We start from the raw sequence: 17,173 nt of genomic DNA, 5'->3' as shown, positions 1-17,173 counted from the left end.
TTGATTAGGCTTTCGGTTTTTTCTCCTGTATTAAACGCAGGACAGCGACCAGGCTTAGTAGCGTTATCAACGGGAAACGATTTAATAAGGATTTAAGCAGATGAAATTACGCGTAATTGCCTTAGGCCTGTTGGCCGCTTTGGGTTCAGCCAGCGCTTTCGCTGATGCATCAAGTGACCTGCAACAGCGTTTGAATAAAGTAAACAGCTTCCACGCCAGCTTTACGCAAAAGGTGACCGATGGCAGCGGTGCTAACGTGCAGGATGGAGAAGGTGAACTGTGGGTCAAGCGCCCAAGCCTGTTTAACTGGCACATGACCGCGCCTGACGAGAGCGTCATTGTCTCTGACGGAAAATCGTTATGGTTCTACAACCCGTTTGTAGAGCAGGCTACGGTAAGTCTGTTAAAGAATGCTACCAGCAATACGCCGTTTATGTTAATTGCCCGCAATCAGTCCAGCGACTGGCAGCAATACAACGTTAAGCAGCAGGGCGATAAATTTGAACTGACGCCGAAGAAAAGCGACGGTAACCTCAAGCAGTTCACTATCGACGTAACGCCAGATGGCACGATTAATCAGTTCAGCGCCGTAGAGCAGGATGGACAGCGCAGTAATTACCAGCTGAAGAGCCAGAAAAACGGCCCTATCAGTCCGGATAAATTCACTTTCACCCCGCCGAAAGGTGTCACGGTGGATGATCAACGTCAGTGAGGTGGTAGTGGGCAACCTGTCTCTGGATTTCTCCAGCGAAGATTTTAAACCTCTGGCCGCGCGTATGCGGCCAGAAACCCTGAAGCACTATATTGGTCAGCAGCACCTGCTGGCTGCGGGGAAACCGCTGCCGCGCGCCATTGAGGCTGGCCATTTGCATTCCATGATTCTCTGGGGGCCGCCGGGAACAGGCAAAACCACACTGGCCGAGATTATCGCGCACTACGGTAATGCGGACGTTGAACGCATCTCTGCCGTCACCTCCGGCGTCAAGGAAATTCGTGAAGCGATAGAGCGTGCGCGCTTGAGCAAGCAGGCCGGCCGTCGCACCATCCTTTTCGTGGATGAGGTGCACCGTTTCAATAAAAGTCAGCAGGATGCCTTCCTGCCGCATATTGAAGACGGCACCATTACCTTCATTGGCGCCACCACTGAAAATCCCAGTTTCGAGCTTAATTCCGCACTGCTGTCACGCGCCCGCGTTTATCTACTGAAATCCCTGACCACAGAAGACATTGAGCAGGTGCTTGACCAGGCCATGCAAGATGCCGATCGCGGCTATGGCAACAGCGATATCCTGTTACCGAATAATACGCGCCGCATGATCGCTGAGCTGGTGAGCGGCGATGCGCGCCGTGCGCTTAACACGCTGGAAATGATGGCCGATATGGCCGAAACCAACGCGCAAGGCAAAAGAGAACTGACGCCACAGCTGTTGACTGAAGTTGCCGGGGAGCGATCTGCCCGGTTTGATAACAAGGGTGATCGCTTTTACGACCTTATTTCTGCGTTACATAAGTCTGTTCGCGGTTCAGCACCCGATGCTGCCCTGTACTGGTACGCCCGGATTATTACCGCAGGTGGCGATCCGCTGTATGTCGCGCGTCGTCTGTTGGCCATTGCCTCTGAAGACGTGGGCAATGCCGATCCGCGCGGCATGCAGGTGGCGATATCGGCGTGGGACTGTTTCACCCGCGTGGGTCCGGCAGAAGGGGAGCGGGCGATTGCTCAGGCCATCGTGTATCTCGCCTGTGCGCCAAAAAGTAATGCCGTTTATACCGCCTTTAAAGCGGCGATGCGCGATGCGCGCGACCACCCTGATTTTGATGTTCCCGATCATCTGCGCAATGCCCCCACTAAGCTGATGAAAGAAATGGGCCTGGGTGAAAGCTATCGCTATGCCCATGATGAAGCCAACGCCTATGCGGCGGGTGAGGTCTATTTCCCTCCGGAAATGGCACAAACACGTTACTATCATCCCACCCAACGCGGTCTTGAAGGCAAAATTGGCGAAAAGCTGGCCTGGCTTACTGAACTCGATCAAAATAGCCAGACAAAACGCTACCGCTAAAACAGACGTTGCGGTAATGTGGTCAATGTTTTCAACGCATTCCAGCTGGAATGCGTCCCTTCTTTCAACTCATAAATACACAGGATAAGCATGCTCGATCCCAATCTGCTGCGTAATGAGCCAGACGCAGTCGCAGAAAAACTGGCACGCCGAGGATTCAAACTGGATGTGGAAATGCTGCGTTCGCTCGAAGAGCGTCGCAAAGTCTTGCAGGTAGAAACTGAAAATCTGCAGGCCGAGCGTAACTCCCGATCCAAATCCATCGGTCAGGCCAAAGCACGTGGGGAAGACATCGAGCCACTGCGTCAGGAAGTGAACAGCCTGGGCGAACGCCTGGATGCTGCCAAAGCAGAACTGGATGAACTGCAAAATCAGATTCGTGACTTCAGCCTGGCGCTGCCGAATCTGCCTGCAGATGTTGTACCGCTGGGTAAAGACGATACCGAGAACCTGGAAATCAGCCGCTGGGGTGAGCCGCGTCAGTTTGATTTTCAGGTGAAAGATCATGTTGAGCTGGGCGAAGCCGCGAAAGGGCTGGATTTTGCTGCGGCGGTCAAACTCACCGGTTCACGCTTTGTCGTGATGCAGGGCCAGATTGCCCGCCTGCACCGGGCGCTCAGCCAGTTTATGATTGACTTGCATACCGAGCAGCATGGCTATCTGGAAACCTATGTGCCTTATCTGGTCAACCATGCGACCCTGTACGGAACAGGACAGTTGCCAAAGTTTGGTGAAGATCTGTTTCACACCCGGCCGCTGGAAGAAGAGTCAGAAAGCAGCCACTATGCGTTGATTCCTACTGCCGAAGTGCCGCTGACCAATCTGGTACGCGATGAAATCGTCGAGGAAGAAAACCTGCCGCTTAAGCTGACGGCTCACACGCCATGCTTCCGCTCTGAAGCGGGTTCCTATGGCCGTGACACGCGCGGGCTTATTCGTATGCACCAGTTCGATAAAGTCGAGATGGTACAGATAGTGGCGCCTGAAACCTCAATGGATGCCCTGGAAGAGCTGGTCGGCCACGCCGAAAAAGTCTTACAGCTGCTGAATCTGCCTTATCGTAAAGTGCTGTTGTGCTCCGGCGATATGGGCTTTGGTGCGACCAAAACCTACGATTTAGAAGTGTGGTTACCGGCGCAGAATACGTACCGTGAAATCTCCTCTTGTTCAAACATGGGTGATTTTCAGGCTCGCCGTATGCAGGCAAGGACCCGCAGTAAGCAGGATAAAAAGCCGCGTCTGGTCCATACATTAAATGGTTCCGGTCTGGCCGTGGGCCGCACCTTGGTAGCGGTGCTGGAAAACTACCAGCAGCAGGATGGCCGCATCGCCGTGCCTGAAGTGTTACGTCCTTATATGAAGGGCCTGGAATTTATTGGTTAATCGCCCGTTATTCTCTGAAAAACCCAGCGGCTGCTGGGTTTTTTTTGGTCCGAAAGACGGATCGATGCCAAAGGACGGTATCAGAATTTATCACAAATAAACGTTATCGATATATCCCGATGCCGAAAGCGTAAAAATCTACATTATCAGTAAGATAGCTTTATTTTCCCTGACGTAAAATATGCCGCTAACTTACTGAAGATAAATAAATTAAATTGTCGGGCAGCAAAATGTGCTGCGGTGCGTTTGGCCCCGTTGACTTTAAATAACGCAGTGGCAAACTGCGCGCAATTTCCTTCATTTCTTTTGGTTTTAATTCCCTATGTCGACCTGGTCACGTCCTGTGATACTGCTGCTTTGCGGCCTGATGTTAATGACAGTTTCAATTGCTGTGCTGAATACGTTAGTGCCTCTCTGGCTGACGCATGATGCTCTGGCTACCTGGCAGGTGGGCGTGGTGAGTTCGTCGTATTACACCGGCAATCTGCTTGGCACGTTGCTGGCGGGCTGGCTGATTAAACAGTATGGATTTAACCGTAGTTATTATCTGGCAACCGGCCTGTTTGCGGTGGCAACCCTGTGTATGATGGTGCTGGCAGGCTTCTGGTCATGGACGCTGTTGCGTTTTAGCGCGGGTGTCGGCTGCGCCTTAGTCTGGGTCGTGGTTGAAAGCGCTTTATTGTGCAGCGGCACGGTGCGTAACCGTGGGCAGCTCCTGGCTGCCTATATGATTGTCTATTATCTGGGAACGGTTGCCGGGCAGCTACTGGTGAGCAAACTTTCCACAGAGCTGTTAAGTGTGATCCCTTGGGTAACCGCGACGGTGATTTGTGCCATTTTACCGCTGATCTTCACACAGGTTGCTGCCAGCCGTGATCCGGCTGAAGCCTTGCCGGGTGGCCGTATCTTACCCATGCTACGCCGCCGCAGTTCGCGCCTGGGCATCAACGGCTGCATCATCTCCGGGATTGTTTTAGGTTCGTTATATGGCTTGATGCCGCTCTATCTTTCCCATCAGGGCATGAGCGATGCAAACGTAGGTTACTGGATGGCGTTACTCGTTAGTTCAGGTATTGTCGGGCAGTGGCCGATTGGGCGCCTTGCCGATCGCTTTGGCCGCATGATGGTGCTACGTGTGCAGGTATTTGTGGTAATCCTGGGCGCGATTGCGATGCTAACCAATGCCGCGATGGCACCTGCCTTGTTTGTTCTGGGGCTGGCGGGTTTTACGCTTTACCCTGTGGCGATGTCGTGGGCCTGCGAAACCGTGGCGCATCACGAACTGGTGGCCATGAATCAGGCGCTGTTACTGAGCTATACGCTGGGCAGTCTGGCGGGGCCGAGCATGACAGCAATGCTGATGCAGAGTTACTCAGACCGTTTACTGTTCGTTATGATTGCGGCAGTGGCGCTGGTTTACCTGGTGATGCTGTTGCGTAAAGCCGATCATCATGCCACGCCCGTGGCGCATGCCTGAATGCCTTCTGCAGAGGGCAGCACTGTGCCTCGTTGTTGCATGGTGGTCAGTGCGCCTTCCTGAAAGGTTCCTGTGGGGCGGTAGAGATCTCCGCCCCGTTTTCAATACATGACTTCATGTCCGTAGCGGAGAAGAATGTTTTTTACCCGTTCCATCGTCTCTTTGGTGGGCGGTTTCACGCCATCAAGCTTGTACTCTTCGCCCATCGCGATCCACTTATGTTTACCCAGTTCGTGATAAGGCAGAAGCTCGATCTTTTCAACGTTCGCCATATCCTGGGTAAACGCTCCCAGGCGATGAACGGTATCGTCGTCATCTGAGTAGCCAGGCACGACGACAAAACGGATCCATGTCCGTTTGCCTTTTTTCTGTAGGTAGCGAGCGAAATCAAGCGTGCGATGGTTAGATACGCCAACCAGAATCTGGTGAACCTCGTCATTCATCTGTTTAAGGTCCAGCATCACTAAATCTGTTGCGTCCAGTAGCTCATCAATGACCGGATCGTAGCGGCGAACAAAACCATTGGTATCCAGACAGGTATGTATGCCTTCTGCCTTGCAGGCACGAAACCAGTCACGCACAAACTCAGCCTGAAGAATAGCTTCGCCACCCGATGCGGTGACGCCACCGCCAGAGGCATTCATAAAGTGACGGTAGGACAGAACGTCCGCCATCAGCGCCTCAACGGTGATTTCTTTACCGGCGTGCGTGTCCCAGGTATCGCGGTTGTGGCAGTAAAGGCAACGCATCAGGCAACCCTGGAAAAAGGTAATAAACCGGATGCCGGGACCGTCTACGGTTCCGCATGATTCGAATGAGTGGATGCGACCTATGGCTGACATTGCGATGTTTCTCCAGGTAAGCCTGCGGAGCAGGTGGCACACTCTCTGGTGTGCTCTGAACAGGAAATCAATTTTGGTGGTTATCCGTATCTCAGACAACGACCAAAGCAGACTTTGAATATGAGGCTCCATGAAGGAGCCTCAGAAAGGGCTGATGGCGACAGCGCTTACAGCGATTGTGTAAAGGTACGGGTGATCACGTCCTGCTGCTGCTCTTTTGTCAGCGAATTAAAGCGAACGGCGTAACCGGAGACGCGAATGGTTAACTGAGGATATTTTTCAGGATTATCCATCGCGTCCATTAACATCTCCCGATTCATGACGTTCACATTAAGATGCTGACCGCCTTCAATACTGGTCTCATGATGGAAGTAACCGTCCATCAAGCCTGCCAGATTGGTTTTACGCACGTTGTCATCTTTGCCTAACGCATTAGGAACGATAGAGAAAGTGTAGGAGATACCGTCTTTTGCGTAAGCAAAGGGCAGTTTCGCCACCGAGGTCAGCGAGGCCACGGCACCTTTCTGATCGCGACCGTGCATCGGGTTAGCGCCCGGACCAAAAGGCGCGCCTGCACGGCGACCGTCTGGCGTATTACCGGTTTTCTTGCCGTAAACCACGTTAGAGGTAATGGTCAGCACAGACTGGGTCGGTACAGCGTTGCGGTAGGTTTCGAGTTGCTGAATCTTTTTCATAAAGCGTTCAACAAGGTCGCAGGCCAGATCGTCAACGCGGGGATCGTTATTCCCGAACTGCGGATACTCTCCTTCGATGTCGAAATCGATGGCCAGGCCATCTTCATCACGCACCGGTTTCACCTTCGCGTATTTGATGGCAGACAGCGAGTCGGCCGCGACAGAGAGTCCGGCAATACCGCATGCCATGGTGCGGTAAACGTCACGATCGTGCAGTGCCATCAGCGCGGCTTCATAGCTGTATTTATCGTGCATGAAGTGGATGATGTTCAGTGCAGTGACGTACTGTTTCGCCAGCCAGTCCATAAAGTGATCCAGACGCGCCATTACCACGTCAAAATCAAGCACCTCATCGGTAATCTTGGCTTCTTTTGGTCCGACCTGCATTTTCAGTTTTTCGTCCACGCCGCCATTGATTGCGTAGAGCAGGGTTTTCGCCAGGTTGGCGCGGGCACCGAAGAACTGCATTTGCTTACCGACGATCATTGGGCTGACGCAGCAGGCAATTGCATAGTCATCGTTGTCGAAATCGGGACGCATCAGGTCGTCGTTTTCATACTGCAGTGATGACGTATCAATAGACACTTTCGCCGCATACTTTTTAAAGTTAACCGGCAGCTTCTCAGACCACAGAATGGTCATATTAGGCTCAGGTGAAGGGCCCATGGTGTACAGTGTATTGAGGAAACGGAAGGTGGTTTTACTCACCAGCGTACGTCCATCAACGCCCATACCGGCCAGCGATTCCGTTGCCCAGATGGGGTCGCCAGAGAACAGTTCATCGTACTCAGGCGTGCGCAGGAAGCGGACCATGCGCAGTTTCATCACCAGGTGGTCAATCAGTTCCTGCGCCTGCGCTTCGTTCAGCTTACCGGCGTTGAGATCGCGCTCAATGAACACGTCCAGGAAGGTTGAAACACGGCCAAAGGACATGGCTGCACCGTTCTGTGATTTTACTGCGGCAAGATAGCCGTAATAGGTCCACTGAACGGCTTCGACTGCATTGGTCGCCGGACCTGAGATATCGTGACCATATTTGGCTGCCATCTCTTTGATTTGTCCAAGCGCCCGATGCTGGTCAGCAATTTCTTCGCGTAGACGAATGGTGGCTTCCAGGTTGACGCCATTTTCCAGATCGCTTTGCAGAGACGCAAACTGAGCAAACTTATCGGCCATCAGGTAGTCAATGCCGTATAAGGCGATACGACGGTAGTCACCGATGATGCGTCCACGACCATAGGCATCAGGCAGGCCGGTTAATATACCTGATTTACGGCAGCGTAAAATGTCAGGGGTATAAACATCAAACACGCCCTGATTGTGCGTTTTACGATAGTCGGTGAAGATTTTTTTCAGTGAAGCATCGAGTTCGCGCCCGTAAACTTTGCATGAACCCTCGACCATCTTAATGCCGCCAAAAGGAATAATGGCGCGTTTCAGCGGCGCTTCCGTTTGCAGGCCAACAACTTTTTCCAGCGATTTATTGATATAGCCGGCATCGTGCGAGGTGATGGTAGAAGCAAGATCGGTATCAAAATCGACGGGTGCGTGGGTACGGTTTTCAACTTTAATGCCTTCCAGCACGCTTTCCCACAGTTTAGTGGTGGCTTCGGTGGCGCCAGCGAGGAAAGATTCATTGCCTTCATACGGCGTATAGTTTTTCTGGATGAAGTCGCGTACGTTGACGCTGTTCTGCCATTCGCCTTCAGTAAAACCCTGCCAGGCTGAGGCCAGTTTTGCGTTAAGTTCGGTCATATTATACCTGCCTTATTTAAGGAGACTTTTGCTCTTGGGTCGATCCGGTTGGGATGAACCCTCGAGGCTGGATTAGTGCGCTTCGTGTCCACCGCGTAAGTAAATTACCCAGTAGGTCAATCCGACCAGCACTCCACCGCCGATAATGTTGCCGAGCGTGACTGGAATCAGATTGTCGAAAATAAAGTTTTTCACAGAAAGGGCCGGAAACTGTGCTGCCGTCGCGCCCGCAGCATGCCAAAATTCCGGGCCAGAAAAATCGCGAATGACGATGGCGAAAGGAATTAAAAACATATTTGCGATACTGTGTTCAAAACCACAGGCAACAAACATCGCCACCGGCAAAATCATAATCAGGCTTTTATCCATTAAGGTCCGTCCTGAATAGCTCATCCAGACCGCCAGACAGACCATCAAATTAGCCAGAATACCCAGAGAGACCGCTTCAACAAACGTGTGATGCATTTTATGGTCGGCAGTCTGCAACACGTTTAAACCCCATGCGCCGTTGGCCACCGTATGCTCACCGGAAAACCACATCAGCGCGACAAAAAACAGCGCACCGACCAGATTACCAACATAAACGTTGATCCAGTTACGTGCCAGTTGCCCCCAGGTGATGCGGCCACTCGCTTTCGCAACGACGATCAGCACGGTGGAGGTAAACAGGTCGGCACCACATACCACAACGAGTATCAACCCGAGTGAGAAACATATCCCCCCGACGAGCTTAGCCATGCCGTAAGCCATTTCACCGCTGCCGGTGGTGGCTGTGATGTAAAACACGAAAGCGATGGAGATAAACATGCCTGCGGTAAACGCGAGAAAGGTTGTCGTCAGCGGATGCTTGGTGGCTTTGTAGACGCCAGCGTCTTCAGCCACTTTTGCCATCGCGGCGGGTAATAACAGATTAAAAGGATTGTCAGCTTTCACACTAACTCACTCCAAAAGTTGTCTGAAAAAAATAATAACAAATGCACCTGTGATGAAAGTTGATATAGATCATGTCCAGCAGAGCAACAACGGTAAAGGTTTAACAAGAAAGGTGGTTTTTGGAACTAACGTCATGAAAAATAATGAATAAATTTATTTTAAATAATACAGGTTTTGTTTAACGAGAGGGCGTAATCAAGGCTGAAATATTGTAGATTTGTTAATAAGATAGGTTGTTGGTGTCGCTATTTAGCAGAAAAATAATGACATTAATCTATTAATGGCAGGAATACATAAGGATCAATAAAAAGGCACTGAACAGGTTCAGTGCCTCAGGCATGATTGTCAGACTAACCCGCGTGAATGTTCAACGCCAGCTTAGGCATTTTCCCAGTAGCGGCGTTTGGCACGCTGCAATTTTTCATAAGCCGCCAGTAGCGCCTGATGAGCAGGGAAAGCGGTCAGGTCGCTGTCTACCGACTGAAGACCGTTGAAGGCTGCTTCACCACTGATGGCTGCGGATGCCGCTTCTACCGCCTCTGCGCCATACATACGGACAAAGGCGGCGTGATATTCCAGTGGATTACGCTCGTCTTCCATGGCCAGAAGTAGCAGAGTTTGCAGGCAACGATAATAATTTGCCCGCGCTGGGCTGAACACGGAGCCGTTGAATTCCATGGTCCATTCTGTCCAGATCAATGCCTGATCCAGATCGCCGCCGGCCAGCGCAAGCATGGCTTTAAGCTCCCCGATGCGTAAGGTATACCAGCCATTATCTTTACCCGTTGCCAGGCCAAGCAACTCACGGACGCGGGTGAAGTCATCAAAACCTTCTTCATCCAACTGCGAAATGAGATCAAGGTACTCTTCTGGATTCCAGTTGCTGCCGGGCAGGGCAAGCAGCGTGTCACGAATGCCTGCGCCCATGCTGTTATTTGCCAGCAGCAGGTCTTCGGCCGGATAGATATCGGACATGCCCGGCACAATAATGCGGCAGGCATAAACGCCTAAGTGCTCGTAGTCCGCGATATAAACTTCCTGATCTTCGGCAGCAAAAATGGCCATCAGCGTGCTGAACTCTTGCTCGGTAGTGCCAGCAAACGTCCAGTCAACAAACGGATAATCGGCCGTTTCTTTAAACATATCCCAGGAAATCAGGCCGCTTGAATCAATAAAGTGGGTTTCCAGATTGGCGTGCTCTGCCACTTCTTCATCATCAAAGGTGGGTGGGGTAAAGACGTCCAAATCCTTGAGGCTGCGGCCCTGGAGCAGTTCAGTAACGGTGCGCTCCAGCGCAACGCCAAAGTCCGGATGCGCACCGAAGGACGCGAAACAGGTGCCATTGGCAGGGTTAAACAGGACCACACAGATAACCGGATATTTACCGCCCAGCGACGCGTCATACGCAAAGATTGGGAAGCCTTCAGCTTCCAGGCGCGCAATGGCCTCGACCACGGAAGGGTAGCGCGCCATCACTGACTCAGGGATGACTGGGAGGCTGATCGATTCGGCAATGATACGGTTCTTAATGTAGCGCTCAAAGACCTCGGATAATCCCTGCACCCGCGCTTCATTGGCCGTATTGCCGGCCGACATGCCGTTCGATACGTAAAGGTTGCCAATGATGTTCATCGGGATATAGACGGTTTGCTGATCGGACTGGCGGGTAAAAGGCAGGGCGCAAATACCGCGCTCGCTGTTACCCGACTGGAGATCGATCAGGTCTGATGCGGCCACCGCATTTTCAGGATCGTAAAAGGCACGCAGGCGTGAGTCCAGGATCCCCTCTGGCAGGCTGTCATCTTCCGGAAGCGCAAACCATTTTTCATTGGGGTAATGAACAAAATCGCCTTGAGCGATACGGTTACCCAGCCAGAAATCGGCAAAAAAGTAGTTCGTGGACAGGCGCTCAAAATATTCACCCAATGCGGAAGCCAGGGCGGCTTTCTTGCTGGCACCTTTGCCATTGGTAAAGCAGAGTGGACAGTCGCGGTCGCGAATATGCACAGACCAGACGTGTGGAACGGGATTAAGCCAGGAAGCTTCTTCTATATTAAAGCCCAGATCCTGCAGTTTGGTCTGGAAACGCGTAATGGAGTCTTCCAGGGCGGCATCTTTGCCCGGGATAAAAGTTTGCGTCATGGTGCCGCTCTCTCTGTGAATAGGGTGCCTAAAGCGCGCAATGATACGTTTTTTACCGCCTGTTCGCTATCAAGTCGCTGCAATTTTACAGGACGTTTTCTCATGTCAGGGTTTGTCTGCCAATACCGGCAGCGAGTGAAAGGAACGTCCCTCACAATATTTTGTGTTGGCTTGCATTGGTAACATAACCTCCGGTGCGCCGTGCTGAAAAAATGTGACCGGTGTTAGATTTATGATTGCAGCCACCAGAATGCAGTGATAAAACCGAATCGTTATTCATAACCGTTCGATATGACAGTGGTGAGGGAAATGACGCAAATTTATAATTTTAGCTCTGGGCCAGCGATGCTGCCGAGCGAAGTGCTCCGCCGTGCAGAACAAGAATTGACAAACTGGCATGGTCTGGGGACTTCAGTAATGGAGATCAGTCACCGCAGTAAGGAGTTTATTCAGGTGGCCGAGGAAGCGGAAGCGGACTTCCGTGATCTGCTAAAAATCCCCTCTAATTACAAAGTTTTATTCTGCCACGGCGGCGCACGTGCGCAGTTTGCTGCGGTACCGGGTAACCTGCTGGGCAGCGCCACCAGTGCGGATTATGCCGACGGCGGCTACTGGGCGCACAGCGCCATTAAAGAAGCGGCAAAATATTGTTCGCCCCGCACGCTGGATGTCAAAACGACCCTTGAGGGAAAACGCGCCATTCTGCCTATGCGTGAGTGGGACGTCAGCGATGCGGCAGCCTATTTGCACTTCTGCCCGAATGAAACCATTGACGGCGTTGCCATTGATGAAGAACCTGATTTTGGCGACAAGGTCGTCGTTGCCGATCTCTCTTCCACGATTTTATCCCGCTCTATTGATGTCAGCCGCTATGGCGTGATTTATGCGGGCGCCCAGAAAAATATTGGTCCGGCGGGCATTACCCTGGTCATCGTCCGGGACGATCTGTTAGGTAAAGCGCATCAAAGTGTGCCTTCCATTCTGGATTACAGTGTTCTGGCGGAAAACGACTCCATGTTCAACACGCCGCCAACGTTCGCCTGGTACCTGAGCGGTCTGGTATTCAAGTGGCTGAAGCAGAAAGGCGGCGTCGGTGAAATTGAAAAAATTAATCAGGCAAAAGCGGGCTTGCTTTACGACCTCATCGATAAGAGTGATTTCTACCGTAACGATGTTGCTCTGCTGAACCGTTCGCGAATGAATATTCCTTTCCAACTGGCGGATGCGTCACTCGACAGCCTGTTCCTGGAAGAGTCATTTAAAGCAGGTTTGCATGCCTTGAAAGGCCATCGCGTTGTTGGCGGCATGCGTGCATCCATCTACAATGCGATGCCGCTGGAAGGTGTTAAAGCCCTCACAGACTTCATGATCGATTTCGAACGCCGCCACGGCTGATTATTCCCCAGTCAGTGGGATTGCTGACACCTGACTCCGCCATACGGCGGAGTTGTCGTTTTTTTGAGGATAGAGTTTCACATGCAAGATTCCCTGACCCTTCAGCCCATTGCTCGCGTAAATGGCACGGTTAATTTGCCCGGCTCCAAGAGTGTTTCAAACCGCGCGCTGCTGCTGGCCGCATTGGCGAACGGCAAAACCCGACTCACTAATCTGCTGGACAGTGATGATGTTAAGCACATGCTTAATGCGCTTAAGGCTCTGGGCGTCGATTTCACGCTTTCCAGCGATCGTACCGTTTGCGACGTTACCGGAAAGGGCGGACCGCTTCAGGCGTCACAACCCGTTGAACTCTTCCTGGGCAATGCTGGTACGGCTATGCGTCCGCTGGCTGCGGCGCTGTGCCTTGGCGAGCAGGATGTGGTGCTGACGGGCGAACCGCGGATGAAAGAGCGGCCGATAGGGCATCTGGTTGACGCGCTACGTCAGGGCGGCGCCCAAATCGATTACCTTGAGAATACGGATTATCCACCTGTTCGTCTGCGTGGCGGCTTTACGGGCGGAGAGGTCACCGTTGACGGTAGCGTATCCAGTCAGTTTTTGACCGCGTTGCTGATGACGGCGCCGTTAGCTCAGGAAGACACGCGAATCACGATTAAAGGCGATCTGGTCTCGAAACCCTACATCGACATTACCCTGCACCTGATGCGCTGTTTTGGCGTGGAGGTTGAAAATCAGCACTACCAGCATTTCCTGATCCAGGGAAAACAGCAGTATCAGTCACCGGGGGAGTATCTGGTGGAGGGCGATGCGTCTTCTGCGTCCTATTTCCTGGCGGCGGCCGCGATTAAAGGCGGCACTGTGCGCGTGACCGGTATCGGTCGTCATAGCGTGCAAGGCGATATTCGTTTTGCCGACGTGCTGGAAAAAATGGGTGCCACCATCGAGTGGGGTGACGATTTCATTGCCTGTACGGCGGGCAAGCTGCAGGCTATTGATATGGATATGAACCATATTCCCGATGCCGCGATGACAATTGCCACTGCTGCGCTGTTTGCTGAAGGCACGACCCAACTGCGCAATATCTACAACTGGCGGGTTAAAGAAACCGATCGCCTGACGGCGATGGCAACAGAACTCCGTAAAGTTGGGGCTGACGTCGAAGAAGGGCACGACTTTATCCGTGTTACCCCGCCGGCTAAGCTGATGCATGCTGACATCGGAACTTATAACGACCATCGTATGGCTATGTGTTTTTCGCTGGTGGCGTTATCAGATACGCCCGTAACAATTCTTGACCCGGGCTGTACTGCTAAAACCTTCCCTGACTATTTTGAGCAACTGGCAAAAATTAGCCATAACGCCTGAGTCCTGTGCCCGGTGAGTATTTCACCGGGCCGTTTTCCCTGTCTCATTTCTCGCGTCAAAAAGCCCTTTTTCAGACGAAATTTCGCCTAACCTTCTCTCTTAAGGGTAACGCCGTGTCGCAGGGCAGCGTATAATGCCCGACATTTGTGATGGCCAACTGGCCAAAATGCGCGCAGCAACAGGAGGGAATAATGACAGCAACTGCCCCGGTCATAACTATTGATGGGCCAAGTGGTGCGGGAAAGGGCACCCTGTGCAAAGCGATGGCGGAAGCATTGCAGTGGCATTTACTGGACTCTGGCGCGATTTACCGTGTTCTGGCGTTAGCTGCATTACATCACCAGGTTGATATCGAATCTGAAGAAGGACTGGTGCCGATTGCCGCTCACCTTGATGTGCGCTTCATCTCACAGAACGGTGAGATGCAGGTCATCCTTGAAGGCGAAGAAGTCACCAGCGAAATTCGCACCCAGGAAGTGAGCAATACCGCGTCGCGCGTTGCGGCATTTCCTCGCGTGCGTGAAGCCCTGTTACGCCGCCAGCGCGCCTTTCGCGAGGCTCCCGGCCTGATTGCCGATGGGCGTGATATGGGAACCGTTGTTTTCCCCGACGCGCCTGTGAAGATTTTCCTTGATGCCAGCCCGGAAGTCCGTGCAGAACGACGTATGCTACAGTTGCAGGACAAGGGCTTTAATGTTAACTTTGATCGCCTTTTAGCCGAGATAAAAGAGCGCGACGACCGCGATCGTAACCGCGCTATAGCGCCATTAGTGCCTGCTGAAGATGCGTTAGTGTTGGATTCAACACAGATGTCTATCGAGCAAGTTATTGATAAAGCGTTAGATTATGCCCGCAAAACGCTGGGCATTTAACATTTTGGTTTAAACGAATTGTATTAACCCTGTGCCAGGGATCCGGTGCAGGGCATGTGAAACAACCCCATCCGACATGAAGTCAGATGGACGTTAAATTGAAGAATCCTAAGATTATCAATATGACTGAATCTTTTGCTCAACTATTTGAAGAATCCCTGAAAGAAATCGAAACCCGCCCGGGTTCCATCGTTCGTGGCGTCGTTGTCTCTATCGACAAAGACGTCGTTCTGGTTGATGCGGGCCTGAAATCTGAATCTGCAATTCCTGCAGAGCAGTTCAAAAACGCAGCCGGCGAACTGGAAATCCAGGTTGGTGACGAAGTTGACGTTGCTCTGGACGCAGTGGAAGACGGCTTCGGTGAAACTCTGCTGTCCCGTGAGAAAGCTAAGCGTCATGAAGCTTGGATCACGCTGGAAAAAGCTTACGAAGAAGCTGAAACTGTTACCGGTATTATCAACGGCAAAGTCAAAGGTGGCTTCACAGTTGAGCTGAACGGTATCCGTGCGTTCCTGCCAGGTTCACTGGTAGATGTGCGTCCAGTGCGTGACACGCTGCACCTGGAAGGCAAAGAGCTTGAATTCAAAGTGATCAAGCTGGATCAGAAACGCAACAACGTCGTGGTTTCACGTCGTGCGGTTATCGAATCTGAGAACAGTGCAGAGCGCGATCAGCTGCTGGAAAACCTGCAGGAAGGCATGGAAGTCAAAGGTATCGTTAAGAACCTGACTGACTACGGTGCGTTCGTTGATCTGGGCGGCGTTGACGGCCTGCTGCACATCACTGATATGGCCTGGAAGCGCGTTAAGCATCCAAGCGAGATCGTGAATGTTGGCGATGAAATCAACGTTAAAGTCCTGAAATTCGACCGCGAGCGTACCCGTGTATCTCTGGGTCTGAAGCAGCTGGGCGAAGATCCATGGGTGGCTATCGCTAAGCGCTATCCAGAAGGCACCAAGCTGACTGGTCGTGTGACCAACCTGACTGATTACGGCTGCTTCGTAGAAATCGAAGAAGGCGTTGAAGGTCTGGTACACGTTTCAGAAATGGACTGGACCAACAAAAACATCCATCCGTCTAAAGTTGTTAACGTAGGCGATGTGGTTGAAGTAATGGTTCTGGACATCGATGAAGAGCGTCGTCGTATCTCCCTGGGTCTGAAGCAGTGTAAATCTAACCCATGGCAGCAGTTCGCCGAGACTCACAATAAAGGCGATCGCGTTGAAGGTAAAATCAAGTCAATCACTGACTTCGGTATCTTCATCGGCCTGGACGGCGGCATCGACGGTCTGGTTCACCTGTCTGACATCTCCTGGAACGCGACTGGCGAAGAAGCCGTTCGTGAGTACAAAAAAGGTGACGAAATCGCTGCCGTTGTACTGCAGGTTGATGCAGAGCGCGAGCGTATCTCTCTGGGCGTTAAACAGCTGGCAGAAGATCCGTTCAACAACTACATCACTTTGAACAAGAAAGGTGCCATCGTCACCGGTAAAGTGACTGCAGTTGATGCTAAAGGTGCTACAGTTGAATTAGCAGACGGCGTTGAAGGTTACCTGCGCGCTTCTGAAGCTTCACTGGACCGCATCGAAGACGCTACGCTGGTTCTGAACGTAGGCGACGACGTTGAAGCTAAATTCACCGGCGTTGACCGTAAAAACCGCGTTGTTAGCCTGTCTGTTCGTGCGAAAGACCAGGCTGACGAGAAAGAAGCCATCAATACTGTTAACACCAAACAGGAAGAAGGCAACTTCTCTAGCGCTATGGCTGAAGCGTTCAAAGCGGCTAAAGGCGAGTAATCGACCTTGCACCGGGCGGATTTATTCGCCCGGTTTCGGTAAAAGCTGTCATACATTCCTGTAGGGATTAACCGGAGGTTACATGACCAAGTCAGAACTGATTGAAAGGCTGGCGGGACAGCATACTCATATACCGGCGAAAGTCGTTGAGGATGCCGTCAAAGAAATGCTGGAGCACATGGCCACGACGCTGGCACAGGGCGAACGCATTGAAATCCGGGGATTCGGCAGCTTTTCGTTGCATTATCGCGCTCCGCGCACCGGTCGTAACCCGAAAACGGGTGACAAAGTGGATCTGGAAGGTAAATACGTTCCCCACTTCAAGCCGGGCAAAGAACTGCGTGACCGTGCAAACATTTACGGCTAAGCCGATACCGAACCGCCTAAACGACATCTCCGGATGTCGTTTTTTTTTGCCTGTCACCTGCGATGGATCTCTCTTCCAGAAAAAT

13 protein-coding genes are annotated in these 17,173 nt (G+C 52.0%); 9 read left to right on the top strand and 4 right to left on the bottom strand.

The window, feature by feature from the left end:
• Positions 1 to 100: 100 nt before the first annotated feature.
• The 4 genes from lolA (at position 101) to AAIE03_RS11030 (ending at position 4,923) form a co-directional block, all read left to right on the top strand.
• Positions 101 to 712, top strand: coding sequence for an outer membrane lipoprotein periplasmic chaperone LolA (gene lolA, locus AAIE03_RS11045; protein ID WP_014593314.1), 612 nt, complete (start codon positions 101 to 103; stop codon positions 710 to 712).
• 7 nt (positions 713 to 719) lie between these two features.
• The gene (locus tag AAIE03_RS11040; RefSeq protein ID WP_026021039.1) at positions 720 to 2,063 is read left to right on the top strand and encodes a replication-associated recombination protein A; all 1,344 of its coding nucleotides are present in this window, start codon (positions 720 to 722) and stop codon (positions 2,061 to 2,063) included.
• 90 nt (positions 2,064 to 2,153) lie between these two features.
• On the top strand, positions 2,154 to 3,446 hold the full coding sequence (gene serS / locus AAIE03_RS11035; protein WP_024470925.1) for a serine--tRNA ligase: 1,293 nt from the start codon (positions 2,154 to 2,156) through the stop codon (positions 3,444 to 3,446).
• Positions 3,447 to 3,768: 322 nt separating this feature from the next.
• Positions 3,769 to 4,923 (top strand): MFS transporter, encoded by a 1,155-nt coding sequence (locus AAIE03_RS11030; protein ID WP_498563005.1) that lies wholly within the window; start codon positions 3,769 to 3,771, stop codon positions 4,921 to 4,923.
• Positions 4,924 to 5,024: 101 nt separating this feature from the next.
• On the opposite strand, the gene pflA is transcribed toward AAIE03_RS11030, so the two are convergent.
• From pflA to ycaO, 4 genes are all read right to left on the bottom strand, one after another.
• Complete coding sequence (gene pflA, locus AAIE03_RS11025; protein ID WP_014606197.1) at positions 5,025 to 5,765, bottom strand: pyruvate formate lyase 1-activating protein; 741 nt, start codon at positions 5,763 to 5,765, stop codon at positions 5,025 to 5,027.
• Between the two features lie 167 nt (positions 5,766 to 5,932).
• Positions 5,933 to 8,215 carry a formate C-acetyltransferase gene (gene pflB / locus AAIE03_RS11020; protein ID WP_014593319.1) on the bottom strand — a complete coding sequence of 761 codons (2,283 nt, stop codon included), beginning with the start codon at positions 8,213 to 8,215 and terminating at the stop codon, positions 5,933 to 5,935.
• 72 nt (positions 8,216 to 8,287) lie between these two features.
• Positions 8,288 to 9,148 (bottom strand): formate transporter FocA, encoded by an 861-nt coding sequence (gene focA, locus AAIE03_RS11015; protein ID WP_013025235.1) that lies wholly within the window; start codon positions 9,146 to 9,148, stop codon positions 8,288 to 8,290.
• Positions 9,149 to 9,526: 378 nt separating this feature from the next.
• Positions 9,527 to 11,290, bottom strand: coding sequence for a 30S ribosomal protein S12 methylthiotransferase accessory factor YcaO (gene ycaO, locus AAIE03_RS11010; protein WP_014593321.1), 1,764 nt, complete (start codon positions 11,288 to 11,290; stop codon positions 9,527 to 9,529).
• 309 nt (positions 11,291 to 11,599) lie between these two features.
• Here ycaO and serC point away from each other — a divergent pair, with 309 nt between their 5' ends.
• From serC to ihfB, 5 genes are all read left to right on the top strand, one after another.
• Entirely contained in the window at positions 11,600 to 12,685 is a 1,086-nt protein-coding gene (gene serC, locus AAIE03_RS11005; RefSeq protein ID WP_015700652.1) for a 3-phosphoserine/phosphohydroxythreonine transaminase, read from the top strand.
• Between the two features lie 81 nt (positions 12,686 to 12,766).
• On the top strand, positions 12,767 to 14,053 hold the full coding sequence (gene aroA / locus AAIE03_RS11000; RefSeq protein ID WP_014593322.1) for a 3-phosphoshikimate 1-carboxyvinyltransferase: 1,287 nt from the start codon (positions 12,767 to 12,769) through the stop codon (positions 14,051 to 14,053).
• 191 nt (positions 14,054 to 14,244) lie between these two features.
• Complete coding sequence (cmk, locus tag AAIE03_RS10995) at positions 14,245 to 14,925, top strand: (d)CMP kinase (protein ID WP_014606194.1); 681 nt, start codon at positions 14,245 to 14,247, stop codon at positions 14,923 to 14,925.
• A 122-nt stretch (positions 14,926 to 15,047) separates the two neighbouring features.
• Positions 15,048 to 16,721, top strand: a complete 1,674-nt coding sequence (rpsA, locus tag AAIE03_RS10990; RefSeq protein WP_026021040.1) for a 30S ribosomal protein S1 — start codon at positions 15,048 to 15,050, stop codon at positions 16,719 to 16,721.
• Between the two features lie 82 nt (positions 16,722 to 16,803).
• The gene (gene ihfB / locus AAIE03_RS10985; protein ID WP_003849360.1) at positions 16,804 to 17,088 is read left to right on the top strand and encodes an integration host factor subunit beta; all 285 of its coding nucleotides are present in this window, start codon (positions 16,804 to 16,806) and stop codon (positions 17,086 to 17,088) included.
• The last annotated feature ends 85 nt before the right edge of the window (positions 17,089 to 17,173 follow it).

This window comes from Pantoea sp. Ae19-2 (assembly GCF_059801205.1).
The sequence above is the reverse complement of the archived record's forward strand: the minus strand, read 5'-3'. Positions and strand labels throughout refer to the sequence as shown.